The sequence below is a fragment of the Serratia sp. NCCP-200 genome, from assembly GCF_059697885.1.
Genome location: NZ_BAAKUJ010000001.1, coordinates 654,632 through 680,021, shown reverse-complemented (window position 1 = coordinate 680,021; position 25,390 = coordinate 654,632). Strand labels below are relative to the sequence as shown.

Below are 25,390 nucleotides of genomic sequence, written 5' to 3'. Positions count from 1 at the left end.
CGGGCCACCATCAGGTGGCCCGAAACGAGAGGTTACACCCACTGAGTCACATCACTCCCGAATAAAAGTACAATGCTATTGACCCGAGTTTTCGGGCAGGATATACCCTTGATACTTTGGCTTTGCTCAAGCGTTGGCGACACGCCAATAAACAACCTCTGGCTGTAGAAATCAGCGTTTATTAAAGGTTCAGGGATGTGGACAATAAATCGAAAGTAGAGCTAGAAGCCAGCGTTCACCCCGCCAAGGGGCTGTTTATTCCCCGCTATCTGCTGCCAGTGTATGCATTGCTGTTAATAGCGATAGGCTGGTTTTCCGGACAGCACTGGCGTAACAACGAAGCTTTCGCCGCCCCCGCGTTGACTCATCAAGTTGCCCCCTCTGCCGTGGTAAAAATGGAGATGCCCAGGCATACGGTCACCAACGCTGATAGAGAAACTGCGCATGATGAAAATAAACCAACGCAACAAGTGGGATCAGATAACAAAGTCCCCCCCTCCTTAGCCAGTGATGAATTAGCCCCTTTAAGATACAGCGCGCACGTTTACGCATCGGAAGATGACAAACGCAGCATCACGCTGAACGGTCAGCGTTATCAGGAAGGAGACAGCCCTGCCCCCAACCTTACGATTGAGCAAATACAACAGGACGTGACCATCTTTAACTTCAATGGCGAGGTATTCACACTTGACGCATTAGAGGATTGGCCGGGCGGCAAGGTGGATAGCGAAAGCACCGCTGAAGAGTCAGAATAAACCTTACCACTAGCCCGTACACTGGGCACAGGACACCAAGTTGGGGTCACTAACTGCTTTTTTCTGCACGCAGTTCGTCGGTAAAAGGTACCAACAGGCTGTTAAAGCTGCTGCACTTGGTTTGTTCCGGCGTGTTGTCTCTCATCAGGCTTTGATAAATTTCCTCACTACGCTGCGGCAAAGCCCCGTAGCCAGCGCTATTCCAGCCTCGTTGTTTGGCGACTTTGTAGGCAACCTTGTCAATGACCGCATCGCTGGGTAAATCACTACGATTACACTTATATTTCAAATACTTGGTGCTGGCAATCACTGAAGCCAGCTGTTCTACCTGTTCATGAAGGGCGACAGGCTCCTTTTGCAGAGAAGAACGCGGTTGCTGACAACCCGCCGTCACCAGCAAAAGCAACACAGGGACAAGACGAAAAATCTTAGTTAACTGCATGATAATAATAATCTTATCTTGATTAAGTGGGTCTATTTTAACAAATCCCCCAGCACTGTCACTTGCTAGAGAGAAAAGTTTTCCTTATTGCGATCCCGCTTGCAGATTCATTTTCAGTGCTTTGCATTTTACCTCGTCGCCACACAAGTAGAGCACTGCGCGCAACAAGCACCGTGTTCCGTTGGAACCAAGAACCATTGAGATCTTGGAAGGTATGTGGGGATGACAAGGTGAGTTGGTGTTCTCCCTCCTCCCCCGAACTTCCTGGAAGCTCGGGATCATCAATAATACGCGTAACTCAAGTAAAAAAGTTATATTTTTCCACTTTAAGAAACATTCATCCTAGCTATATAGGCTTCAATTTTTTGATGTCCTTGTCTATCTGAAAATGTCGCCATCATCATTTTAATTTATGGATATATCTTTTAAAAAATCTATTTTCATCCTGTTACACATACAATAATGAAAACCATCACATCTACTTGCTATTCATTATGTTCAAGCATTACTATCTCACCGCTTTATTCTCACCACGGGGGCCTTATGGACGATGGAAGTTTTAGTTTTAGCTTAGTACTACTGGATAAATTTCAGTAATGTAGTTCATGCTACATTCTGAAATAAACAGAATGTAGACAATCAATCAACGGCTTATCAGCAACGTCCTGGCACTGCCTATGTGCCTTGGCATCTGATAATACCGGCTTGTCATGCCTGTTCCTGTAGTATTCATCGTTCACCATCAGCGTAACAATCAGCAAATTAATTTATCTCAAGCTATATATGTTCGTTTAAAACGGAGGCGCTCGGCTTTATCAGGTTGACGTTCCCGCCGGTTTTTTGAGAAATTTATGGGATTGGCATTATGCAAAAAAGCAGAAGTACATCTATTTCTAGAAAGTACTATCTAAATGACCTTATTGTTTTTGTAATAGCATCATTGGTCATCGTCTTTCTTATCCGTGCCTGGGGGGACATGCACGGCTCGTTCGATGAACACAACGTGGGTGCCATTAGTCTGGATACCTGGAATCTTTTCTATTACTCACTAAGAACGACAATGCGGTTTGCAATCGGCATGATTTGGTCATTGTTATTCTCCATTGTCTTTGCCGTCCTGGCGGCACGCTACGTGCCGTTGCGCAGGGTGATATTACCTTTCGTCAACTTCATGGAATCAGTACCCTTGGTGGGCTTTTTAACCTTCACCACGGTGTATTTTCTTGGCCTGTACCCACACAGTGTGATGGGGCTGGAGTGTACCGCTATCTTTGCGGTATTTACCGGCCAGGCATGGAACATGATGCTAACGTTGTACCAGACGCTGCGCATCGTTCCAAGTGAACTGGATGAAGCCGCACGCAGTTTCAACTACAATCCATGGCAACGTTTCTGGCGGTTAGAGTTTATCTATTCCGTACCCGGGTTATTGTGGAATGCCATGGTGTCACAATCGGCTGCATGGTTCGCTCTGGTGGCGTCGGAGGCTATCCCGGTCAACGATAAATCAGTGGCATTGCCTGGTGTCGGTTCCTATATTGCCGAAGCGCTGGCGCAGCAAAACCTGCACGCTATTCTGTTTGCCGTGATCACATTGGCGGCCAATATTATCGTGCTCGACCAAGTGGTTTTCCGACCATTGGTTCGCTATACCTCCCGTTTCAAATACGAAGATGTTAGCGCCAATAAAACTGAAGGCAGCTCATGGTTTTATAACTGCCTGAGCTATTCCCATCTAGGATCAATGTTGTCAGCGGCCCTACGCATGCTGGCTGATGTATGGCTATTTAAGCTGCCACAGATCTGGTACGGCCTTGGCTTGCATAAGCTGTTTCGCATCACCGCAAAAGCCAACTGGCTGTGGCGCAGCACTTGGTATCTCGCGGTGGTCATGGCCTGTGCCTGGTTTGGTTATCAACTGTGGGAGTATTTCCCAAAGCAATACTTCGCCATGATGCCTGAATGGATGCTGCTGACTACTGCACGTGTAGTGGCTGCAATGGTGCTCAGTATCGTGATTTTCACCCCACTCGGCGTCTGGATAGGGATGAATCCACGCCTGGTGAAATTCTTCCAGCCGATCATTCAAATCCTGGCTGCTATCCCACCCAATATTTTCTATCCTCTGATCGCCGCTTTTATCGCTGTTTATCATCAGGATCTTGGCTGGTGGGCGATTCCAATGATCATGCTCGGCACGCAGTGGTATGTGTTGTTTAACGTCATTGCCGGCGTCACGGCAATCCCATCACATATCACCGAAGTCAGCGAAACCTTCGGTTTACGGAGTTTCAAATGGTGGCGTTACTATATGCTGCCCGCGATTTTCCCTTACATCGTTACCGGCATTATTTCTGCAGCAGGCGGTGCCTGGAATAGCGCCATTGCAGCAGAAGTCATTCAATGGGGAGCTACCACGATCAGTACTACCGGGCTGGGCGCTTTTATTTCAGTCGTGACCGATGCCGGTAAAAACCCGGAATCCGCGCTGGGCTGTGCTGCCATGTGCTCACTGGTGGCGTTATGCGTAATCTTTATCTGGCAGCCACTGTATCGCGTTGCAGAAACCAAATTCAAATATGATTAATGCAGGGAAATTAAATGACTATTCAAGAAGTGGTACTCAGCGCCAAGCAGGTAAACAAAGCCTTCATTGGAGAAAACAAGCTCCCCAAGGAAGTACTGCGCGACGTGGATCTGAATGTTCACAAGGGGGAGTTCGTTACGATCCTTGGGCAGTCAGGTTCTGGCAAATCAACGTTGATGCGCATATTTGCCGGCCTGATTTTCCCTGATACCGGCACGGTATCGCTGGCAGGAAAACCTATCGAAGGACCCAATGCCGATATCAGTATGGTATTCCAGTCTTATGCTCTTTATCCGTGGCTCACGGTGTATGACAACATCGCCTTTGGCCTGATCGCACAAGACTTGCCACCGCAATTGATCGACAAAAAGCTGAAAGCATTACTCACGCTGGTTGGCCTGAATGGGTATGAGAAAGCCTGGCCCCGTCAACTTTCCGGTGGTATGCGCCAGCGCGTAGGTTTTGCCCGAGCATTAGCCGTGGAGCCCAAAGTTTTGCTGTTGGATGAGCCCTTTTCTTCTCTTGATATCTTTACCGCACAGAAACTGCGGATGGATTTAATAAATATCTGGACGAACAAAAAAAATAATATCAGCGCCATCATCATGGTGAGCCATGACATAGAGGAAGCGGTCATGATGTCCGACCGAGTCGTCATTATGGATGCCAATAAACGGCAAATCACCGATGAGATCGTTATCGACAGGCCAAGAGAATCACGAGGCAGACAGAATATGGCAGCCATTATTGATGAAACCAGCGATCGTTTGTATAAGAGAATTGCGATATCACAAAAAGCATCATAGCTTTCAACGTATTTATTAACATCAGGTTATTGAAATGAAAAAAATAATGCACTTGGCTGTATTGGGGTTACTATTGCCAGTAGCCAGCACCACGTTAGCTGCAGAAATCGTAAATAAAGACGGCAATAAATTGGATTTATATGGGCAGATTAATGGTGTTCATTATTTCAGTAATAATGCTGGCAGCAGCGGCGATCAATCCTACACTCGCTTTGGCTTTAAAGGCGAAACACAAATTAATGATGACATCATTGGATACGGCCAATGGGAATATCAGATTGGGCTGAACGGAGCGGAAAACGGCGAGCAAAGTGGTAACTACACGCGGTTGGGTTTTGCCGGGGTGAAATTCGGCCCGTTTGGCAGCATCAGCTATGGGCGCAACTACGGTTTACTCTATGACGTGGGAAGCTGGACCGATGTATTACCCGAGTTTGGTAATGACAGTTATGAAGCTGCCGATAACTTTATGACCAGTCGGGGCAACGGTATGTTGACCTATCATAATCAGGGTTTGGGGGGGATTATTGATGGCCTGAATATTGGCATGCAATATCAGGGAAAGAATCGGGGGGACGACGCCCATCACACGCAAGACCTGCAGACACAAAACGGCGACGGATATTCCTTCTCCACGACCTACGACATGGGTTGGGGACTAAGCGCTGGCGGTGCCTACGCCAATTCGGATCGTACACAGGCACAGCGTAGTTTTGGTCTGGCCAATGGCGATCGTGCCAGAGCCTGGACTCTGGGCCTGAAGTACGATCGGGATAACCTCTATCTGGCAGCAAACTATACCCGCACTCAGAACATGACCTACGTAGAGGGTGGCAACTACACCGGCTTTGCACCAAAGGCAGATGCCGTCGAAGCCGTGGCGCAGTATCACTTTGATTCTGGCATCACCCCTTCTCTTGCCTATTTGCAGTCACGTGGGCGTGACCTGCCTGGCATCGGTGATACCGATCTGGTCAAGTATATAGATATGGCGCTGGGTTATAGCTTCAATGCCAATATGTCAGCCTATGTAGAGTACAAACTGAACCTGCTGGATAAACACAATGCAGCCGGTTTAGGTTCTGATGATGTCGTTGAAACGGGGATTATGTACCAGTTCTGAGAAGTTAAGCGCTGAAACCCATGCCTGATGAGGTTTGACCTCATTGGGCTTTTTAGCGTTTTTGAATGGGTAAAAGCTAGCAAGCAAGACATATGAATGAAAGTTAAAAACAGTGAATACAATCATATTAGCCGTTTCTTTCCCCATTCCACATTGCCAATAGGCATTTCCCTCTGAAATTAGGGTATTTTTCATAGCGACGCCAAAGATAAAAATCACCACGTTGACTGCATTACCTTCATTTAACGTTTTAGTTTCACTTCCAATGCTCCGGGGTTTATAGTCAACCACTCATTTAAACTCCAATCTCGTTGATGCTGTGTTTAGTTTAAACATCCCTTGCGATATCCATTAATATTAAATTACATTTTGCAGTTATAAAACATCTCTCAGTTATTGAGCTTCCTGACCCTTGTGGGTACTATGAGACTCCGATTTGATACAGGATAAAATTATGGACACCGACGGTTCGTTATTCATTGGTTTGTTGAGCCTGCTGGAGGCTTAGGCGCAATAGTCATTTTACTGCGTCCTGAAAAGTATTCGTATGTGACGTCATCACGTTACAGCTGCACTTTATTCTCACCTCCTTCAGCGCCTTATACTAGGCGATCCTAAGCTGACAGCATCTCTCAATAACCAGAATTCAACTTATTAATCAGACCAATAAGACCGCTGGCATTCTCTAGTGTATATTTTCACGTCTGGATGTTTCTGTGCAAAACTCAGCGGCATATCCTATTCACCTATTTATTTTTTAAAAGATAACCAAGGAAATATGATGGCCAAGAAAAAAATATTACTTACTGTCAGCAACGTGAGTAAGAGCTTCCAAGCTACGACCCAAAAATCACATTTGGTCCTTAGTGATATCGATCTCAACGTCTATGACAATGAAGTGATCAGCGTATTAGGGAAATCCGGTTCGGGCAAATCCACCCTACTGCGGATCATCTCAGGTTTGATATCTCCTGATTTTGGGGATGTCATGCTCGGTGAGGACAAAGTCACAGGCCCTAACCCACAAATCAACATGGTTTTCCAGAACTTTGCTATTTTCCCTTGGTTAACCGTTTATCAAAATATCGCCTTTGGATTGCAGGCACAGCATTATTCCCAAGACACCATCGACAAACAGGTGATAAAAATGCTGAACCTGATTGGTCTGGAAAAATACCGCAATGCTTTCCCTCGAGAACTTTCCGGTGGTATGCGCCAACGGGTGGGGTTTGCCCGTGCGCTCGTCGTCGAACCTGCGTTGCTGTTACTGGATGAACCTTTCTCTTCCCTGGATATTTATACCGGAGAAAATCTACGTAACGACCTAATGCAGATCTGGTCGACGCGGCAAATAAAAACTCGCTCCATGATTTTAGTAACCCACAGCATAACAGAAGCCGTAATGATGTCAGATCGGATTATTTTGCTAGGTTCAGACCCCGGTACCGTTACTGGAAATTATGAAATCACCCTACGGCGTGAGGAGCGGAACAAACGCTCAATGCAAAGCCTGATCGAAGAAATCAGCGCTGAGCTAAGCCAGCAAATTGCTACTTCGGTCTATTAAAGCCAGGCCTGTATAAACGCCACTGCTCCGCGTCTGCCAGGCATAATATCAATTTTTAATCGCTGACTGGCAGATGAAAAGTCTGCCATTTTAACTACCTGTTTATCAAGGACTACCTTTTTATCGGTGTTTCATGATAAGCAGATAACATGTTGGTTTTTATCATGCATTTTATTCAAACATTAATAACGCTATCAACAGCATCTTTACTTGGCGCAATTATTGGCTATGAAAGACAGTTCCGGCAACGCACTGCCGGGTTACGCACCAATACACTTGTTGCCACCAGCGCAGCTATCTTTGTCCATCTGGCCATGACCATTGATGGCAGTGGGGGTGCGGTAAGAGTGATTTCTTATGTGGTTTCTGGCGTCGGTTTTCTCGGAGCCGGGGCAATCATGAAAGAAGGAATGAATATCCGCGGTCTGAACACAGCGGCTACGCTGTGGGGATCGGCAGCCGTCGGTACCTGCGCGGGTTGTGCATTATATGGAGATGCTCTGGCCGCTACGTTATACGTACTGGCTGCCAATACACTGCTGCGCCCGATCGTCAATATGGTCAACAAACAACCCTTCAGCGATGTTAACGGTGAATCCACCTACCAGATCTGCGTGATTGCATTTGAACACGAGCAACGCGAAGCGTTAGCCAAATTCAAACAGGTGATGCAAGCCGAAAACTGCTTTATCTCGCACCTGGATATTGAGCCTTTTGGCGATGATGACGTAGAAATCACCGCAACTCTCATGCCCGCCTCTGTCACTACTACGGTACTTGATAAAACCGTCAATACTTTACTTGGCGATAGCATGATGAAGCAGGCCTATTACAGCAGAATTTGTGGCTCTGGTTAAAAACGTCATACAGACCCCTTTTGCACCGCCAATTCAAATATGAATGAAGAGACTGATTATGAAAAGTATGCCGAAATTATCTCATCTGACTACTTTTAAAGAAATTATTTACTGCGGTAGCTTACATGAAACATCAAAAAAGCTGGCTATTTCACAACCGACACTCAGCCGTATTATTAAAGAACTTGAAGAAAATATTGGCTCGCGTCTTTTGGAACGCAGCAACCGCGGTGTCCGGCTTACTGCGGTAGGTGAAGCATTTTTTCAACGCATTGACGCTATCACCAATGAGTTAAGAAATACCATTTATGAATTCCGTGGACTGAAAGAAACCGGAGAGAAATTCTTGCGCTTAGGCATGAGCACCTACCCACTGCTATGCTATCTCCCCGGCGCACTTGAGATCTTTAATCAGCGTTATCCACACAGCCGCATTATCGTGATTGAGGGTTGCCCCGAGGGGTTGGTTGCCAAGTTGAGAAATAACGAATTGGATCTGGTGGTCTGCAACCTCAGCGAGGGGATTAACTGTGTCGATCTGGTAACGCAGGACTTCAAATGTGAAACGTTTTCGCTTTATCAAGGGAACAATCAGTCCTCTGATGAACTGCCGCTGGACGAAACAAAGTGGGTAGTCCCGCATTCCTGTACTGCCGGCCGTCTAGCGATGCAAGACTCCTCTTTCCCGTGCACGCAGCAGGGTAATGTCGTGGAAACTGACTCTTTCCTCGCCACCTGGTGTCTAGTGAAACAACAGGGTTATCTCGCGCTATTAAGCGATCGTGTCGTGGAGCATTACAGCCCACAGCTGAACCTCAAGAAAAAATCTGCTGAAGATATCAATATCAGCGCATGCTTTTATATTATTAAACGTGACGAGCCCATGACATCGTCTATCACTAACGATTTTACCGAGATCCTGATGGCGATGTGAACGTGCGCAAAACACCTGGCGAAGTAGTGCAAGCGCCTGGAAAGTATAGACCTGGTGGCCATCTGAAAACAAAAAACCCCAAGCTCTTACGAGCTTGGGGTCTGTATTTGGCGGAAGGACAGTCCGCTTTTCAATTGCACAACCAAAGGTAATACCGCCTAAAATATAAATATAAAACAATTAGTTAACCAATTCCCCTATCAACGCAGCACAACCACCCCTAACCTAAATCAACCATTGATGGCATACTCAATGGCATACTGACATCTCAAGGATTTCGCAGATGGCCCTACTCACTGACACCAAAGCCCGAAACATTAAACCGGATGATAAACCCTTACCGCACGGTGGTATCACCGGCCTGACGCTACACCCTTCAGCCAGTAAAGGTCACGGTAAATGGGTTTTGCGTTATGTTAGCCCGGCAACCAAAAAGCGACGCAACGCAGGGTTAGGCAGTTATCCTGAAGTCAGTATCGCCGAAGCAGGCAAACAAGCGCATGCCATGCGTGAGCAACTTACTAATGGGATTGATCCGCTAGAGGCCAAGAAAGCAGAGTCCGACAAACCGGTTATTCCAACATTCAAAATAGCCACCCGCCAGGTACATACTGACCTACTTCCCGGCTGGAAAAATGACAAACATGGGAAACAGTGGATAGCAACTCTAGAGCAATACGCCTTTCCATCTATCGGCTCGCTGCCATTGGATACCATTACACCTGCACACATGGCTGAAGTTTTACGCCCTATCTGGTTATCGATCCCAGAAACAGCCAGTCGAGTTAAACAACGCTTGCATGCTGTAATGGCCTGGGGGTGGGCACATGGTCATTGTGTGGCAAACCCTGTCGATGTTGTTACCCATCTTTTGCCACAACAGCCTAGTAAAGCGATTCGAACCGAGCATCAACCCGCAATGCCTTGGCGAGATATCCCGAACTTTGTCGCTGTGCATCTACGCAATGCCAGACGTTTTGATTTAACCCGTTCGCTATTAGAGTTGCTCATCCTGACAGCGTGTCGTTCGGGAGAGGTTAGGGGAATTCAGTGGTCAGAAATTGATTTCAAAGCTGCTGTATGGACTATCCCTGCCGAACGCATGAAAGCAGGTATCATCCACCGTGTTCCATTGGTACCGAGAGCCATTGAGATTCTGGAGGGTATGCAAGGATTAAATGACGAGTTGGTGTTCCCCTCCCCCCGCAACCAATCATTACTGTCTGATATGGTGTTAACTTCTTTCTTGCGACGCGTCGAAGCCCCTAGTGATACACCAGAGCGTGTGGCAACAGCCCACGGTTTCCGCTCTAGCTTTCGGGACTGGTGCAGTGAGCAAGGTTATCCACGGGACTTGGCAGAGCGAGCATTAGCACATACCGTGCAAAACAAGGTTGAAGCAGCTTATCATCGTACTGACTTGTTGGAACAGCGTCGGCCAATGATGGAGGCTTGGGCTGATTTTGTGCTAGGCACGCATCACTGAGGACTTAACAAGCTAACGACATCATTGGTGAATGGTGTCGTTAGCTTCGTCTGAATCATTCATTTTTTGACCATCCATCCTTCTGAATAACGCCCAAAATGCTCCTGCAGCCTTCCCTAATCTTAACAATACAACATCTCTCATCTGCATCAGTACCTACTTTGATGCTTGCCTTGACAGGCTAAAAATAGTGCAAAGTGATACTCTATTGGGAATATGGTTTTACTTGACCATTACAACCTATACCGTTACCGGCCAGGTTTTTTGCCTCGGCAGACCGATTTAATTTCCGCGAAGCCATTGAGCATGTGGTGATAGATGTTTCACACGCCCATTTCTGGGACATCACATCCGTCAGCGCTCTGGATAAAGTGGTCATTAAGTTCCGCAGAGAAGGCACGGAAGTTGAGATCCGTGGGATATCCCTGATTGCGCAGGCTTAAGACGCCAATAAGACCTAACAAGAAGAATATCGTTATCCGGGATGTCTTTCGGTATTGCCCCAGCGTGAAGATACCCTCGACGAGGTCAAGTGGGTTTTGACGGTCATGACCGAGATGAATTTCTGCGCAAGGTTGATGTTGCCGGAAGGCGAGCACATTGTGCGGTGAGGTGCACTTTGCTACTACAGATGACCAGTTAACGTGATTCAGAACGGGTAAATCATGCAGGGAGCCCCGGTACACAGAGGCCAAAATAAGCCATTGATGACTCTAAGGTGTTCAATATAATTTTCGCCCCCATCGCTGTATAAAAATCACGCATCCGACTCACTCGCATTGCAGCATCCCATTGACAACCCCCAGCACCCGTTCGGAAGATTGTGGAATGTTATGTCTATGCAATGGGATTTCACCGAGGTGGCAGATTTCCCCATTATCAAAGACGTTTTCCTTTTCCCCTGACAAGATCCAGAACATCCAACATCAGGGACTATGTCAACTGCATTAGAGAGGCCTCTTATGTCATCCTTGCTACAGTTAACCCAGGTTATTGGGGTCGGATTGGTGTTGCTATTACCATTGGCCAATCCGCTGACTACGGTCGTTCTGCTGCTCGGGCTCTCCGGCAATATGACGACCAAGGAACGGAATCATCAGTCCTATATGGCCGCCGTATATACCTTTGCCATCATGACTGTGGCTTTTTATGCCGGGCAATGGGTAATGAATACTTTTGGTATCTCTATCCCCGGCCTGCGCATAGCCGGTGGGCTTATCGTGGCATTTATCGGTTTCAGGATGTTATTTCCCCAGCAAAATAGCATTGATGTAGTCATAGAGAAAAACCAAGCCCAAAAGCACGTACGCAATGAAACTAACATTGCATTTGTTCCGTTAGCGATGCCCAGCACCGCCGGACCAGGAACCATTGCCATGATTATCAGCTCGGCATCCAGTTTCTATAAGAATTCTTTCGGGTTAGAGCACTGGGTTATGCTCGTCGCACCCGTCATCATATTTTTTGTCATAGCGCTGATTTTGTGGCTGTGCCTGCGCAGCTCCGGCACAATTATGAGGCTTGTCGGCAAGGGAGGCATTGAAGCCATCTCCCGCTTGATGGGCTTTTTACTGGTTTGTATGGGGGTTCAGTTCATTATCAACGGCGTGTTGGAAATCGTGACGACCCATGCAGGGGTCTAGCGCCGCATACAGCTCTACAACGTGATAAGCCTGGTGAGGGGATGTCAGCAGCGCAACCAAAAATGAGCTCAACCAGCATGCCAGAAATATGGGTCGTGACGCAGAATTGCTGATCGCGTATGCTCCGCACTTTGGATAAAATTCATGGCAAAAGTTGATGTTGTCTGCCCTCAGTGCAATGAAACCCAGGGTGTACGATGTAACGGACATTCAGCATCCGGTGCCCAGCGTTACATCTGCAAGCTCTGCTCAAAGACCTTTCAGCTCAACTTTAGCTATTCCGGTGCCAAACCAGACACACACCAAACCATTGTTAATATGGCGATGAATGGTTCTGGATGTCGCGCTACCGCACGGGTTCTCGGCATCAGCCTCAATACTGTTCTGCGGCACTTAAAAAAATTTCGCCAAAACAGGTAGCTGAGAATCTCGACGCCGAAGCAGAAGTCGTTATCTGCTGTGAAGCCGATGAACAGTGGTCTTACGTGCGGTGTAAAGCCAATCCCCGGTGGTTGTTCTACGCTTATGACCGTATCCGCAAACGGGCTCTGGCTCACGTCTTCGGCCCGAGAAATGCCTCGACTCTGCAACGATTGCTGGCCCTGTTAAGCAAATTTAATATTGCCTTTTACATGACGGATGCTTGGCCGGTTTATAAGGTCCTGTTGAGCGCAACCAGCCACGTGGTGAGCAAGAAATATACCCAAAGGATAGAACGGCATAATCTTAATCTTCGCACACATATCAAACGACTGACCCGCAGAACAATTTGCTTTTCGAAGTCAGAGGAAATGCACGAAAAGATCATCGGTTGGTATTTTACTATTCATCACTATCAATAAATCTGCGTCACGACCGATAATCGCATACCAGTAAAGACTGTCATTCATTATGTCGCTTCTCCGTCCACATATTGTCCAATCTTCGGCCCATCTTCAAAATCTTCCCGTAATGCGTCCTTCGACAGATCGAGTCACTCGACTTTTATATTTATTCTGAAGTCCGTGCGTGTGATCAGGTGCTCTACGCCATGCCAAAGACTTTCAACACGCTGAAACGCCGGATGGTGCAAGATTTTATCCAGATCCTGTCTGAGCTGACGATCCAGTTAGCCGATCATCAGATCCGGCAGGGCTTTATCCAGCTTATCTACTTTTTGCGTGCCCGACTGGCATAACCGCTCCAGAAAGACGCCCAGCGCTGCCGTTACACGCTGGTTTGCACCGGCTTCCGCCATATCGACTTCATCCCGCCAGGCGTTGATATCGCTGAGCTGGACAACAAGGGCCAGGTTGATTTTTTTGAGTAATGAGGTATAGACCCCTGCTGGCTGTTTCTGCACCCGGGCTTCAGCCGTCGTGGCGACGGTATTCTGTTCTGCTGACATGATTTATCTCGTGATATGGAAGGGAAAGATCAGGCGTTCTGAGGAGCCAGCGCGGAAATATCGGCACGCAGTTCGTCGCTCAGGGGCGAGGTCACGCAGGATATTAAGCAGTTCACGGCGGAAACTGGCGTCATCCAGCAGATTAGCCCGCAGATCGCGCTGGAGATTGCGCATCGTGAGCATCGCCTGCAGTCGCGGCACCTGGCGTGCAACCTGTTCCGGGGTAAAATCTTTCATGTGGCGGAAAGTCATATTTATCTTCTCTTCCGTTTCTTCATCGCCGTCTGTATGCTTCACGTCAAAGATTGTCGAAGGCGCGAGCTCTGCCAGCACATTCTGCATGTTCAGCTTATTGATATTAACCTTATTCCTTTCTGAAAGCAGTGCCGTCTCCTGACCATTACTGAAGTCGCCAGCCAGCAAAATTTTCAATGGGAGCTCAGCCCTCTTCTGCGCCCTGCCCGTGAAAACATCCAATTTCAAGTTAATTCGCGCTTTCGGTATTTCTGACTGAAAAGAGTTAGACATAGCGATCCCTGTTCTGTGGGTTAATAAGGTCAAGCCAGTACCCGTGAGTCCACCGTGTTGAGCCATCACCCTGACCTTTCACAGTGTGCTACTAAAAACCCTTGCAACAGCAAAAGTGATCATGCTTATTAAATTCATAAGCAGAACAGACATCTTTTTACCGTGTTCACAGAAATAAAATACTGGCTAATCAAGATGAAAAATCTACGAACGTTTTTTTCACAAAGGTGCTCATTTTTTGTAACACAGTTATGCCAGATGTAAATTTAATGAATAAGCATAACCAGCGTTCAGGCCAGGTGTGTTGTAAGGGCAGGAAGGCAAGCAGGAATGTTGCCTCCATGCGCAGCACGCATTTGCCAGCCCTTCAACCCGTTGTCACAATCAGCCCTTTATTAAGTGTTTCCAGGGCGGCGGTATTGGCACCGCTTTATCGGGAGTGACCGTCTATGAAATCCCCAAGACGGAAGCCCCCGACAACCTGCAGGGTAATCTCTACTGGATAATTGTTGACGATAAACTGGTGCCGCCTGACATCGAACGCCTCAACGCTACCACACAAAAAAACCAACGGCAGCGAGAAACTGACAGCGTGATAGCGCCACTGGAACCCCCATGAAACACAACAGGCCACCGACGAAGAGAAAGCCCAGCTCGACGCCTGGGTGCGCTACAGCGTACTGCTGAACCGGGTTAACCCAGAGGGATACGCCGGAGATTGTGTGGCAGGATAAGCCGGGGTGATAAAAACGGCGGGCGTTGTCGAATAAATCAGAATCGCGCGTGGGCTCAGTGTCTGCACATATCACATATGAGAATATGCTTTCTCCTACACCCTGGCAGGGGTGTTGCCATACATCCGTTGTTCTCCCCCAAAAGGCAAAAAAACCGCCGATAACCTGGCGGGGTTGAGGTTCACTGATAAGTTTACTGGGCTGAGACTGGTTTTACGTCCAGGATCCGTACATTGTAGACCATGGTAGCGCCCGGTGGGATATCAGGAAGCATTCCTTTATCGCCATACGCCAAAGCCGGTGGCACCACCAGTGTCATGCTGCCATGATTTTTCAACTTACCAAGAGCCTCACGAAACAGCGGTGGATAGGCACTCAGAGGTTGAGAAATCGAGGTGCCTGCCAGCTCCATATCCTTGATGACTTTCCCGTCCGTCAGACTTTCTTTCACCACCACGGCCACTATCTCACCCTCACCAATCGGGCTGTCGCCAGCATAATCAACGCGATAATAGAAACCTTGCTGAGACTTAATTACCCGCGCCTGCTTTTTAAATTTCTCGATATACAGGCTACCGTGCTGTTCGTTTCGGCCTTTAATCTTTTTATACTGGTTGTCCAGTTCCAGCTCACTCTCATGCAGGGCTTTGTCGATCTGCTCTTTGGCCAATTTGCTTTGGCCATTGATCACATCTGATACCCCAGCTAACACCCGTCGGTGATTCACATCCACACCCTGCGACTTTTTGCTGTCAAGTAAACTCAGGATGTCATCACCCAGTGCGGTACCAATCGCATAATCACGTTTCTCCTGATCCGTTTTAGGATCGGTGAGCGCTATAGCATTCGCCGCCTGCTGTTTATCAACATCCGCCAATTTTTGCTGGAGCTGTTTGAGATCCTGCGATTTCTGATCGTTATCTTTGATCTGCGCAGTAAGTTCCTCCCGTAACTTGCCGCTCTCTTGCTGAGCCTGTTGCAACTGTGCGATCTGCTGAGCTTTTTGCTCGCTGTCCTTGGTTTGCGCCGCTAGCTGCTCTTGCAAATTGGCTTGCGACTGCAGGTTTTGTTGCAGATGTGCTAATTGCTGCACTCTCTCTTCATTGTTCTTGGTCTGTGCGGCCAGTTGCTCCTGCAATTTAGCATTGGCCTGCTGCTTGTCCTGCAAGGTCTGTTGCAGTTGCTGCAATTGCTGCGTTTTTTGCTCGCTGTCTTTAGCTTGTGCGGTCAATTGATCTTGCAATTTGGCACTAGCCTGCTGAAGTTGCTTCAGCTGCTCGGCTTTCTGTTCATTGTCTTTGGATTGCATCCCGAGCTGTTGTTGCAATTCTCCGGAGGAGCGCTGATCTAGCTGCAACCGTTTCATCTGCTGCATCTGTTGCTCGCTTTCCTTAGCCTGAGCCGCCGGTTGCTGCTGCAACTGTGCGTTTTCTTGCTGACTTTGCTTTATCGTTTGCTGCAAGCGTAAAAGTTCGGAGGCAGTCGTTTGCTGCTGAGACTGCGCCTTGCGCAATTGCTCCAAAGTAACCTCCTGCCCGCTGATTTTAGCTCTTAGCTGGTTGATGGTGGCCTGTTGTGATTTCATTTCACGAACACGCGCACTGGTTCCATCATCCGCCGACTTCGTAAACGCGTTAGATTTGCTGGCTGATTTACTGTGGTTTTTTACCGGTTCTACCGCCTCTATTTGCGAAGGCGTCAAAAACAACAGCGCGGGTGCCTCGTCCACCTGGCGGGTAATCGTCTCCAGCGAACTTAGTGCATTGGCTTCTGAAGCCCCGTTCCCTTCCGCCTGTACCCCCCCCAGCGGCAACGCCAACGTCAGCAAGGCACCACAATATAGCCTACGTTTCATTTCGCGCCTTCCCCAGTTTGGATTAAGCTTTGCAGGACATCATGTTCAATGTCGGCGCACAGTTGGTTGGTTTTATATTTGTACAATGCGTCGAGGGTATCTTTGGTGGTCATATTGATATTGCCACGTACCGCGCCATACACGGAGGCATTGTTTACCAGGCGGCTAAATTGGGATTGCTTGACCGCATAAGCCTTTGGATTAACCTGCTTTAATGACGCCAGCTCACTCTGACACAAGCTAATCTTGTTGGTTTTTGCTTCTGGCGCTGGGGAGGGTGTTACGCTGATCTGTTGAGATGGTGGCACAACGGTCACCGCCATCTGCGATTTATTCTGTCCGTCTTTCTTTGCTGTATTCTGGCAGCCTGCCAGCAACAAACCACTGCACAATAATACACCTAAACAAAGGTTCTTTGGGTTGCTAATCATTGAAAATTCCCTTCAAAAAAAACGTCATCGATATGCCGATACAGACCGAGCCGTCAGGAAACCACGTTGTCTGAGTGCGTTGTCATATGCGAGCCAGATGTTGAAACGACTGTAGCACTCAGATCCGTCTATCACCTAAAAGTTCGATTTATTCAACAACGCCCCTCATCAGACGTAACATTCTCCTATTGCGCAGGCCAGTTACTCCAACCACAGATACCCGTTCACTCTGGTGGTATATTTTCCCGCCGTAGCCCGTTGTCCACTTTCTATCACCAGAGGCACGGAGAAGGTTCTGTTATCCAGACGGGATCCGTAAGTAAGAGGGCATATCACTCCCTCGCCCTCTTCTGTGTTACAGGGAAGAGGGCTGCCTGGAAAATTTGCTGTCTGAGAAAGATAGACATTTAATGTTTCTACAGACTCGCCGGATACCATCGTCATGACACCCTTCGCCTCAGTATCAGACCGGCGCTCTGCAAATGACACGGCAAGGGGGATCTTCACTAGGGGTGATTCTGAAATGGGGTAATCCAGGGTGATAACAATCTTTCCTGCGTTAATCTCCGATTGAATATATCCGGCGGGAAATTTTTCCGTTGCGCCTTGCCATGCCCAGTACGCAGAATTAGGCGACGCCTTCACATTGATTTCTATTTTTTGTATGTCATACATGTTAACACTACTGGCACAGCTGTTAAAAGAGAAGGCGAATACCATAAAAAATATAGCGATGTTGATTTTATTCTTCACAAAATCGGGAAGCAAAATGTTCCGCACAGTTATCCCCTCCAACCTTATATACATAATTAAATAACATGCTTAATGGTTTATCTGCCAGAATAATCAACACTCTGTTATACCTGTATACTTTACGATACCGGTTGCTCAACAACACGCCATAGTCATGTATTCATATGGCCGTGGTGACATCCAGCAGTTTAAAGTATGGTGGGTATATTACTGACAGTAATGAACTGAACAACAGGCCATCCCTGGCCTGTATGACTCTGACTTACTCGACGTAACGTGCTGCTTGCAGCATTCCATTGTAACTTCCAGGCGTCACTGCCTGATCATCCACCGTTGGTCTAATCTGCACAATAATCTTTGTGCTGGTATTCGTCGCGTCCTGGGTGACATACCAATGATTATCCTGCGTAGATGGCATTAAGGCCCGGTTAGATTGGTCACTGAATTCAACTTCCACGCTGCTCCCATCGTTAGTATTAGTGAGCAGTGTCGCATTTTCCTTATCTGTTACAGGTATTTTCCACTGAAAACCAATCAGCCCAGGGGTTTTACTCGTGGCGGTTAATGTTGCCAGCGCCTCATCCCTGCCCACTTTATCCGTGGTCAGATGAGCTGTATGATTTAATTCCAACTTAACGCTCGTCGCCTCTGCAAACTCAGCCTCTGCTTCAGTGGATCCTGAGTCATGCCAAACTCCAGTTGCCGCCATACTAGAAGCGGAGAACATTATAAATGATAAAACCAATATTTTTTTCTTCATGAGTATCACCCTGTTATTAATAGTAACTCGAACCTATGACTTCAGCTGAATAATTCCCAGCAGGAATAGTTTCTTCATTTAATGTTAAAACTTTAAATTTAATATCAGTATGTTTTACAGCCAGATCACTGCTGTTCCCCAGCATCTTTTGTCCGTTCGTACCATTTAAATTAAATACATCCATTGCCTTGCCGTCTGCACCTCTCATTACAACAGTAAAGCCCACCCCAGATCCATCATCTGCTGTCATCATTGTTGTATCCGGGTTCTTAGTGCCAGGGATGGGATTTACCCATTGCACACCAATGAGACCTTCCGTCGTATTACTGATGTCCACGGTGCCAATGAGTGTGTCTTTAGCCGTGAGGCCCGCTTCAAATACTGAGCTCCCCTTGGCAAAATTAATGAGAGTGACAGTCGGTTTGTTTACAGTAAACGTCACATTCGCGTCACCCGGATTTTCAAAACCGACAGCGTGGGCAGCACCAGAGAGCCCCACCCCCAGCATAATGATGGCAGCGACAGGGCGCAGCAACATCAGATTTTTCTTCATATTCATATTTAATTCCTCCAGGAATTTATCCATCGATAGCAATTCATCACTTCAGATTGAAAATGATAAATTACAACTTTATTTCCTTGCTATTTCTTTGCGTATTGCTAATACATTGTGATATTAACAATCCACTCCCTACCCATAAGGCGGGTCAGTACTCCCACGGTTATCACCATATTGCTCACTGGCGTTAACGTGATGAACAATCGCCAGCAAAGACACGATTATCACAGACAAAAGCATAATAATAACGACAGGTATTGTAGACATTAAAACCTCCACTTAATTAAATAAATGCATATACAACAACCACACAAACCCCATCCATCTGAATGGAATAAAAACACACTCACCACAACTTCAATTACTTTATTGACATATTACTGGTGGTATTTATTCTCTTATTAAAACCCCATAATCTGAGTTTCAGGGCATATAAGCTGTACCAATCAGGTAAAAAGTATATGTACCGGATACCGGGACGCCTCCCGATGCATGTACGACAAGCGGAAAATGATGGTTTCCAAGTACCTGATTCGTTACCCAGCAGTTCACCTGCACACCAGCCGGCGGAATATCAAGCTGTTTACAGTTGGGATTGCTGGAGCCCCCCGGGATTATCGATACATCCAGGCCATCGAGAGCGCTAGGGTTGTACGTGGTCGCATCATAGGGGCCATTTTGGTCTTTTGATACAGCCAGGGCAGTCTGATAACCGGTTGCCGCACCGGGACATTCCACGGTTATATCGCCCAAATACTTCCCCTCAGGGGAGGTGGCCTCCTCCTGTGTCAGTTCCAGACGTTCCGGTGGGGTAATTGAGCAACCGCCAGACTGTGAAACACGAAATGTATCACTCATGAATTTCTGCTCTCCTGCCACTTGTTCCGCGCGTGCCATGACGCACCATACCAGCAGACAGAACATTGTTATCACCCACGCTATATCTGAAAGCACCTTACGATTAATCATTTCAGTCAATCCTTCAGTAGTAGTTCGCGTACGTCAGAGAGACAACATAATCCCCAGGCGCAGTATCTTGATTACCGACCACAGCAATCTGTCCGTTGCAGGGGGCGGACGGGCAGACCAGCCAGCCATCCTCTTTCCAGCTCCCGGTCTCAGGTATCATGCGCACATTTATCATACCGGCACCACTGGCAGGCCGCAGGGTGGCCTGTGCTGGGTCAGTCGTAGACTGTATCACTCTCCGGGCATCCCATTTCACGGCTATCTTGCCCATCTCTGATGTCAGGTGGTAGTCAGCTATCGGTTGTCCGTCTGTGAGATGTGTTCCCGTCGTCGATGTTTTCATGGTTATTTCCCCAGAAATTTCAACACTGCCTTCCACCGTCATAGCAGCCTGCACAAGCGACTCATTGATAACCACACCGCCGTCAGCAGCTGCCCGAACCATTAAGGGGGAACTGATAACCAGACACGTAAATGCGATGATGGCATTTCGTGTGAGTTCGCTATACTGCTGCCGCGAGTGCCGAACATAAGCTTTGGTGTGGGTTACGGTCTTATACACTCGTAAGAGAAGGCCCTGTGTCTGTTCTGTCTTCATGGTATGTATGTTCCAATATACAAAGGAAACACGTATATCCCGGGCGGAATAATGCAAGTGCTGACCTCACTGTGTTTCGCTGCTGCTGCCCATACGCTGAATGACACCTGGCTGGACGGCGTGGTTGCGACCATGATTTTATCCTCATTACCTGCGGGGGTCGTCCCCACAGAGGAAGGCGTGACAATATTTCCCTGGTCCGGATCTAGGAAGAGGGTGAAAGGATAGCAACTATCGCCAAGAGGCCAGTCCACGTCACCAGGGTAACGACCGCTTTTTCCGACATTTAATTGGACGTCGTAGCGCGACAACGGCCCGGTATGACGAAACCAGACAGCGGCCGTCGCAACACCCGTACATTGTATATGTACTTTCCCAACTTCTTCATTCATGCCAAATTTGTTATGACCAGAGACGTAGTCCGGCGAAAAGAATCCACTACATACACTAGACTCAATGACGTTAATTGAGGAGGACACCGTCCTGCTTGGTGTGGTCGCTCCATAGGCGCTGTCGCCGAGAAGTGGGCCGATAGTGCACATACTTGCAAGGAGGCAGACCGCAGCCGTGTTCGTTGTTTTATTTCCCATCGTTAAATGTCCACATTGTTGTATCTGTAGCAATAGCCGCAACGGGGAGACTGACTGGTGTGACCCCTACCCGATATCTGCCTTAACGCGACCACGTCGGCCCTCTACCCAGGAGGGATAAATCATATCCAGCACCTGGAAAAAGCTGCTCATAAAGCTGCAAAAGTCGCTCGTGATTTTTTGCATTCTGTTTGCATTCATTATGCCGGTCAGGGGGTCAACGCCACTCCCGTTATCTGAATTGGGTAATTATCAGCCACTATTTTCTGTTCACCATCCACCACAATGAAAAATCTGGCTGCGTCATCTCCGGTGTTCAGAATTAGACCTTCACCGGTCTTTGTATCTGGCTCCCAGTCATTCCCTTCCAGCCTGACTCTTAACTTATGCGCATCACTCTGCCTGCCTGTCAGAACATAGCGCTCCGGCCTTTCCGTCGATTTCGGTGCCTCACTCCATATCTGAAAACCCGTATGGAGCTCATGCAAACTGATGCGCCCCTCCCCCAGACGCTTTCCATCAGCAACATGACCTGTATTCACCTGTTCGTGCATCCTTACGATGATTCTAGGGGCCTCCGTTGCACCGGCCATCGATAGCGGCAAAAAAACCAGTAGCATGCCCATAAGGCTGCCCATATATTTTTTTTCAGTCAGACACATGTATGCGCTCCACGACAAGGCTCTCATTGGTCATATTCATCGGCACATTTCCTTCATTGAATACACCCCTACCGGGCCTTTCTCTGCAGGCAGGTGGTAGCTGACCTGACACTGCTGCCCATCCCCCCACTTCACAGTCAACTTGCCGCTTTCCGGCAAACCGGTCAGATACACCTGACTGTTGTCACCGACCACACCGGCTCCCATACCCTGCGAGTCCAGGGTAGCCAGTGCACCAAACGGAACCACTTCACCACCGGGCCGTGTCAGGGTCATCATCGCTCTGCCCCCTACCCGAGTAGCGAATTTTGCAGCGATGACTGCCCCCTGCGTCGGCACCACCCGGATGTCTGTCTGGGTGATTTCGGCATCAGCAGGAAGCTCTGTCGGGTCAAGGCTCACCGTATTTTCCTGATACGGCGTCACACTAGACCCGAGGGTGTACCCCCTGAAATCAGTTTTTATCCCCGGCCAGCCATCCACGCTGACGCCGGATGCGCCCGGAGCCTCAACCAGTACCATCGTGTCATTCAGCGGCTGACCAAACGTCACCCCTTCACCATGGGCCACGATACCGCCAGCAATACTGCCGCCCATTTGTCGCATCGACGGACTGTAACGGTAGTTTCCGCCCACTTCGCCATAGCGCCCGTACCAATTCAGATCCAGGCTACTGGCATGACTGTCACCGCCCTCGTTCCCGTTGGTGTAACTCTGACGAACATTCCAGTTCAGCTGACGCTCAAATGCCTGACCACTCAGCCCTAACTCATTGGTATCTGGCCCTGTGGACGGTGATGTCATCTGGTAGGTCGCGTAGGTTGACCCGCCAAGCAGACGATCGAGTGGCATACTCACCGAAAACATGGTGATCCGGTCCGTAACATGATCGCCCTGGTTGTTAACCTGTTTGTTCTGTGACCAGTTAAGCGAGAACGTTGCATCCCGAACCGTCACACCATATCCTGCACTGAACTGATCTTCATGCCCTGGACGAGTCCAGTAATCCTGCCGCGAACCACTGAGGTTGAAATACCCCCAACGTCCTAAAGACTGATTTACCGTCAGCGACGTATTGGATTTACGTTTTTCATTATCATCGTAATACCACCATTGATCTGGGCCGCTATCCGTACGGTAACTGTCCAGCACATCCGACAGTGTGTTATACCCTGAGGAAGCATAGCGATAGCTTGCCAGCGTAAAGGTGGTATTCGTCGAATCAATGACTTTGGAATAGCGCAGACGCCATGTTCTTCCTTGCTCCGTGTCGCGGTTCCGTCGCTGCCCGCGTGACTCAGTCATATCCAGGGACAAGCTCCCCCAGTCGCCCATCGATACCCCCCCGCCAAGCGAAGTAGCCTGATAATGCTCAGCCCCCTGGAAACCGCCGTAAGCCGTTAGGTTCCAAGGCAAGCCGTACATCACCGTTGCCTGACCGACCAGGGCTTTATCCACACCACCTAATGACGGACGATACTGGCCGACCATCATGTTGTAAGTCATATACCCTTCACGCAATGCAATAGCCGGAGTCTGATAAGGCACGGTAAAAACCTGCGTCTGACCGTCAGTTTCTGAGACTGTTACCTGCAAATCACCACCGCTGTTAGGCACAGACAAATCCGTCAGCGCAAAAGGTCCTGGGGCCACAGTGGCATTGTAAAGGGTGTAACCATTCTGCATGACCACCACCCGAGCCTGCGTTCGCGCAATGCCACGCACTACAGGGGCAAATTCTCGCTGATTCCAGGGCACCATATTGTCGTCACTCCCCAGCATCGCGCCTCTGAATGGCACACTGTCAAAAATATCAGAAGGGGTAAATCGTTCCCCGACAGTGATCCGGCTCTTACTGTCATACAGCCCACGCTCTGCATAAGTCTGAACCGTCTGCCATTTTCCAGTCTGGCCACTCATCCTTTGCCAGTTTGTTTGGTTTCTTAGTCTCCAGGCACCCAGGTTAGCGCCCGGGCTTAACTGGACATAGGTGTCGTCAGCGTTTCCGCCGCCGCCGCCGCGATATTCTGTATGACTGGTGTTAGCGCTGTAGTTGAGCAGTAACGCGGGTACACCGTCATCCCACATTTCTCTCGGTGCTATCCCTTTCAGTTTCGGGCGCAGGGCAACCTGCGGGATACTCAGCTGCAGCTTCTGGCTATAGAATTCGAAGGTAGCCGTTGCCTGTGGAATTGCAGACAGTACGGCACAGGTCTCTGCGGTATCGCCAGCCGCTTTATTTTTGCCAGGCAAATGGGGATAGTCATCCACCTTTATGCCATAGCGTGAGAGCTGTTCGACAGTCAGACAAGGCTCAAGCGTTGGCTCACCGTTCGTATTTTTCCCTAGGCTGAATGCCACGTCACGTACATCAACCTGCTCGCCATTGAGCAGGATATCCACCTGGTACGTGCCGGGTAGCTGCCCCCCGTTATTAAACAAAGACGCATCTACGCCCTGCCCTAAGGCAGAGCCGTCGAATGTCCAGGTCCGTGCACCTGCCCCCCCTGACAAGCAGGCAACCCCCACAAGCATTGCCAGTCGCGAGTAACGCACGGCAGGATCTCTCTTTTTCATCACGCTACACGTCCTCTGCGACATCAATTTATTTCAGGGAGGCCGTAAACGCGCGACTTTTCCCGCCAAAATCCGTGACCACTGACCACTGGACCTCTCCTGCCGCCCCCGCAGGTATCTCAAAGCTTCGCTGCCCGAACGGAGGCACATAATCAAGATTTTTAACCGGTTTTCCTCCCACCATCAGCTCATTCAAACTCTGGTAAAACGGCGTTGGGTTTTTGGCAACGAGCTTCCCAGCTTCATGGCTCCACGTCATTGAACCGGCGCTTTCTGAAGGCTCGCCTTTGACCGAAGACGGACGCACCAGTAGCTTTATGCAGCTGGAAATACTCATCTGTACATTCAAAGAAACCCGGTCCGGTTTTTTCCCCTTCCCGTCCTGCGCCCAGGCATCGTCAGCCTTCGGGGGTATCCCTGTAATGCACAACCAGTTCAGTTGTTCTTTGTCAGCAGGCATCTCCCCCCCGGTACGCACAACACGCACACGACTTTGCTGCTTACCGTCAAGACGGAACAAAGGCGGGGTCACGACAAATGAGGACGCCGTTGTTTTATCCTCTTCGAGCACTTTTGATTGCACCAACATCGGATAGTCTTGCGGGTTCTCTATAGATACGGTCGCCCCGCTTGATGCAGGGTTGTAAATAACGCGCGTTGCCCCCAGCTTCACCGCAAAGGATTGCGTGGTCGTATTGATCTCCTGCTTCTCTGCCAGTGCGTTTCCTGCACACAGGGACGTCGCACTTAAAATAACCAGTGTTTTTAATGTGTGTTTCACTTCTCA

At 48.6% G+C, this 25,390-nt stretch carries 24 protein-coding genes and 3 pseudogenes; 12 read left to right on the top strand and 15 right to left on the bottom strand.

All coding sequences use genetic code 11. The features are described from left to right. The first annotated feature begins 197 nt into the window (after positions 1 to 197). The gene (gene gspB, locus AC6HVW_RS03175; RefSeq protein ID WP_071681058.1) at positions 198 to 755 is read left to right on the top strand and encodes a type II secretion system assembly factor GspB; all 558 of its coding nucleotides are present in this window, start codon (positions 198 to 200) and stop codon (positions 753 to 755) included. Positions 756 to 804: 49 nt separating this feature from the next. Here gspB and gspS read toward each other — a convergent pair whose 3' ends face one another. After that, positions 805 to 1,197 (bottom strand): type II secretion system pilot lipoprotein GspS, encoded by a 393-nt coding sequence (gspS, locus tag AC6HVW_RS03170; protein ID WP_222436345.1) that lies wholly within the window; start codon positions 1,195 to 1,197, stop codon positions 805 to 807. A gap of 1,060 nt (positions 1,198 to 2,257) precedes the next feature. Between gspS and AC6HVW_RS03165 the strand changes: the two genes are divergently transcribed. From AC6HVW_RS03165 to AC6HVW_RS03155, 3 genes are read left to right on the top strand one after another with little or no spacing between them, the layout of a single operon-like run. After that, the gene (locus AC6HVW_RS03165; RefSeq protein WP_217497033.1) at positions 2,258 to 3,784 is read left to right on the top strand and encodes an ABC transporter permease subunit; all 1,527 of its coding nucleotides are present in this window, start codon (positions 2,258 to 2,260) and stop codon (positions 3,782 to 3,784) included. Between the two features lie 14 nt (positions 3,785 to 3,798). Continuing rightward, a complete protein-coding gene (locus AC6HVW_RS03160; protein ID WP_071681061.1) occupies positions 3,799 to 4,590 on the top strand; it encodes an ABC transporter ATP-binding protein in 792 nt (263 codons plus the stop codon). A 34-nt stretch (positions 4,591 to 4,624) separates the two neighbouring features. After that, positions 4,625 to 5,713: a porin gene (locus tag AC6HVW_RS03155; RefSeq protein WP_302647483.1), complete on the top strand. Its 1,089-nt coding sequence runs from the start codon at positions 4,625 to 4,627 to the stop codon at positions 5,711 to 5,713. On the opposite strand, the gene AC6HVW_RS03150 is transcribed toward AC6HVW_RS03155, so the two are convergent. Then, positions 5,666 to 6,004 (bottom strand): hypothetical protein, encoded by a 339-nt coding sequence (locus AC6HVW_RS03150; protein WP_137751173.1) that lies wholly within the window; start codon positions 6,002 to 6,004, stop codon positions 5,666 to 5,668. The two genes, AC6HVW_RS03155 and AC6HVW_RS03150, sit on opposite strands and share 48 nt — an antisense overlap. 490 nt (positions 6,005 to 6,494) lie before the next feature. Here AC6HVW_RS03150 and AC6HVW_RS03145 point away from each other — a divergent pair, with 490 nt between their 5' ends. The 7 genes and pseudogenes from AC6HVW_RS03145 to AC6HVW_RS03115 all read left to right on the top strand — a co-directional run bounded on the left by AC6HVW_RS03145 (position 6,495) and on the right by AC6HVW_RS03115 (position 13,042). Continuing rightward, positions 6,495 to 7,280 (top strand): ABC transporter ATP-binding protein, encoded by a 786-nt coding sequence (locus AC6HVW_RS03145; RefSeq protein WP_254698853.1) that lies wholly within the window; start codon positions 6,495 to 6,497, stop codon positions 7,278 to 7,280. A 149-nt stretch (positions 7,281 to 7,429) separates the two neighbouring features. Next, positions 7,430 to 8,137 carry an MgtC/SapB family protein gene (locus tag AC6HVW_RS03140; protein ID WP_021805950.1) on the top strand — a complete coding sequence of 236 codons (708 nt, stop codon included), beginning with the start codon at positions 7,430 to 7,432 and terminating at the stop codon, positions 8,135 to 8,137. 58 nt (positions 8,138 to 8,195) lie between these two features. Beyond that, the gene (locus AC6HVW_RS03135; protein WP_071681064.1) at positions 8,196 to 9,071 is read left to right on the top strand and encodes a LysR family transcriptional regulator; all 876 of its coding nucleotides are present in this window, start codon (positions 8,196 to 8,198) and stop codon (positions 9,069 to 9,071) included. A gap of 283 nt (positions 9,072 to 9,354) precedes the next feature. Beyond that, positions 9,355 to 10,557, top strand: a complete 1,203-nt coding sequence (locus AC6HVW_RS03130) for a tyrosine-type recombinase/integrase (RefSeq protein WP_186486654.1) — start codon at positions 9,355 to 9,357, stop codon at positions 10,555 to 10,557. 238 nt (positions 10,558 to 10,795) lie between these two features. After that, positions 10,796 to 10,982, top strand: a pseudogene (locus tag AC6HVW_RS03125) (STAS domain-containing protein); the annotation flags it as partial. 537 nt (positions 10,983 to 11,519) lie between these two features. Next, complete coding sequence (locus tag AC6HVW_RS03120) at positions 11,520 to 12,200, top strand: MarC family NAAT transporter (RefSeq protein ID WP_071681066.1); 681 nt, start codon at positions 11,520 to 11,522, stop codon at positions 12,198 to 12,200. Positions 12,201 to 12,344: 144 nt separating this feature from the next. After that, positions 12,345 to 13,042, top strand: a protein-coding gene (locus tag AC6HVW_RS03115) for an IS1 family transposase (protein WP_254698854.1) whose coding sequence is annotated in 2 segments (ribosomal slippage) — positions 12,345 to 12,606 and positions 12,606 to 13,042 — 699 coding nt in all. Because the reading frame shifts where the segments join, the coding sequence is not laid out codon by codon here. 131 nt (positions 13,043 to 13,173) lie between these two features. Here AC6HVW_RS03115 and AC6HVW_RS03110 read toward each other — a convergent pair. The 3 genes and pseudogenes from AC6HVW_RS03110 to tssB form a co-directional block, all read right to left on the bottom strand. After that, on the bottom strand, positions 13,174 to 13,308 hold the full coding sequence (locus AC6HVW_RS03110) for a type VI secretion system contractile sheath domain-containing protein (RefSeq protein ID WP_081366989.1): 135 nt from the start codon (positions 13,306 to 13,308) through the stop codon (positions 13,174 to 13,176). Beyond that, positions 13,309 to 13,587 (bottom strand): hypothetical protein, encoded by a 279-nt coding sequence (locus tag AC6HVW_RS03105; RefSeq protein WP_071681069.1) that lies wholly within the window; start codon positions 13,585 to 13,587, stop codon positions 13,309 to 13,311. A 29-nt stretch (positions 13,588 to 13,616) separates the two neighbouring features. Further along, positions 13,617 to 14,115, bottom strand: a pseudogene (gene tssB / locus AC6HVW_RS03100) (type VI secretion system contractile sheath small subunit). A 632-nt stretch (positions 14,116 to 14,747) separates the two neighbouring features. On the opposite strand from tssB, the pseudogene AC6HVW_RS03095 reads away from it, so the two are divergent. Continuing rightward, a pseudogene (locus AC6HVW_RS03095) lies at positions 14,748 to 14,849 on the top strand (tail fiber assembly protein); the annotation flags it as partial. Between the two features lie 193 nt (positions 14,850 to 15,042). Here AC6HVW_RS03095 and AC6HVW_RS03090 read toward each other — a convergent pair. From AC6HVW_RS03090 to AC6HVW_RS03045, 10 genes are all read right to left on the bottom strand, one after another. Beyond that, a complete protein-coding gene (locus AC6HVW_RS03090; protein WP_071681070.1) occupies positions 15,043 to 16,704 on the bottom strand; it encodes an FKBP-type peptidyl-prolyl cis-trans isomerase N-terminal domain-containing protein in 1,662 nt (553 codons plus the stop codon). Continuing rightward, positions 16,701 to 17,135: a YuaE family lipoprotein gene (locus AC6HVW_RS03085; RefSeq protein ID WP_071681071.1), complete on the bottom strand. Its 435-nt coding sequence runs from the start codon at positions 17,133 to 17,135 to the stop codon at positions 16,701 to 16,703. Before AC6HVW_RS03085 ends, AC6HVW_RS03090 begins: the two co-directional genes overlap by 4 nt. Positions 17,136 to 17,336: 201 nt before the next feature. Further along, positions 17,337 to 17,915 (bottom strand): hypothetical protein, encoded by a 579-nt coding sequence (locus AC6HVW_RS03080; protein ID WP_137751175.1) that lies wholly within the window; start codon positions 17,913 to 17,915, stop codon positions 17,337 to 17,339. 235 nt (positions 17,916 to 18,150) lie between these two features. After that, positions 18,151 to 18,648: a hypothetical protein gene (locus AC6HVW_RS03075; protein ID WP_071681073.1), complete on the bottom strand. Its 498-nt coding sequence runs from the start codon at positions 18,646 to 18,648 to the stop codon at positions 18,151 to 18,153. Between the two features lie 16 nt (positions 18,649 to 18,664). After that, positions 18,665 to 19,207 carry a hypothetical protein gene (locus AC6HVW_RS03070; protein WP_137751176.1) on the bottom strand — a complete coding sequence of 181 codons (543 nt, stop codon included), beginning with the start codon at positions 19,205 to 19,207 and terminating at the stop codon, positions 18,665 to 18,667. 423 nt (positions 19,208 to 19,630) lie between these two features. Further along, the gene (locus tag AC6HVW_RS03065; RefSeq protein ID WP_071681075.1) at positions 19,631 to 20,176 is read right to left on the bottom strand and encodes a hypothetical protein; all 546 of its coding nucleotides are present in this window, start codon (positions 20,174 to 20,176) and stop codon (positions 19,631 to 19,633) included. A gap of 13 nt (positions 20,177 to 20,189) precedes the next feature. Then, a complete protein-coding gene (locus AC6HVW_RS03060) occupies positions 20,190 to 20,774 on the bottom strand; it encodes a hypothetical protein (protein ID WP_071681076.1) in 585 nt (194 codons plus the stop codon). A 799-nt stretch (positions 20,775 to 21,573) separates the two neighbouring features. Then, on the bottom strand, positions 21,574 to 22,026 hold the full coding sequence (gene afaD, locus AC6HVW_RS03055; RefSeq protein WP_071681078.1) for an AfaD family invasin: 453 nt from the start codon (positions 22,024 to 22,026) through the stop codon (positions 21,574 to 21,576). A gap of 36 nt (positions 22,027 to 22,062) precedes the next feature. Then, the gene (locus AC6HVW_RS03050) at positions 22,063 to 24,582 is read right to left on the bottom strand and encodes a fimbria/pilus outer membrane usher protein (protein ID WP_071681139.1); all 2,520 of its coding nucleotides are present in this window, start codon (positions 24,580 to 24,582) and stop codon (positions 22,063 to 22,065) included. Between the two features lie 49 nt (positions 24,583 to 24,631). Beyond that, complete coding sequence (locus AC6HVW_RS03045) at positions 24,632 to 25,384, bottom strand: fimbria/pilus periplasmic chaperone (protein ID WP_071681079.1); 753 nt, start codon at positions 25,382 to 25,384, stop codon at positions 24,632 to 24,634. Positions 25,385 to 25,390 lie beyond the last annotated feature (6 nt).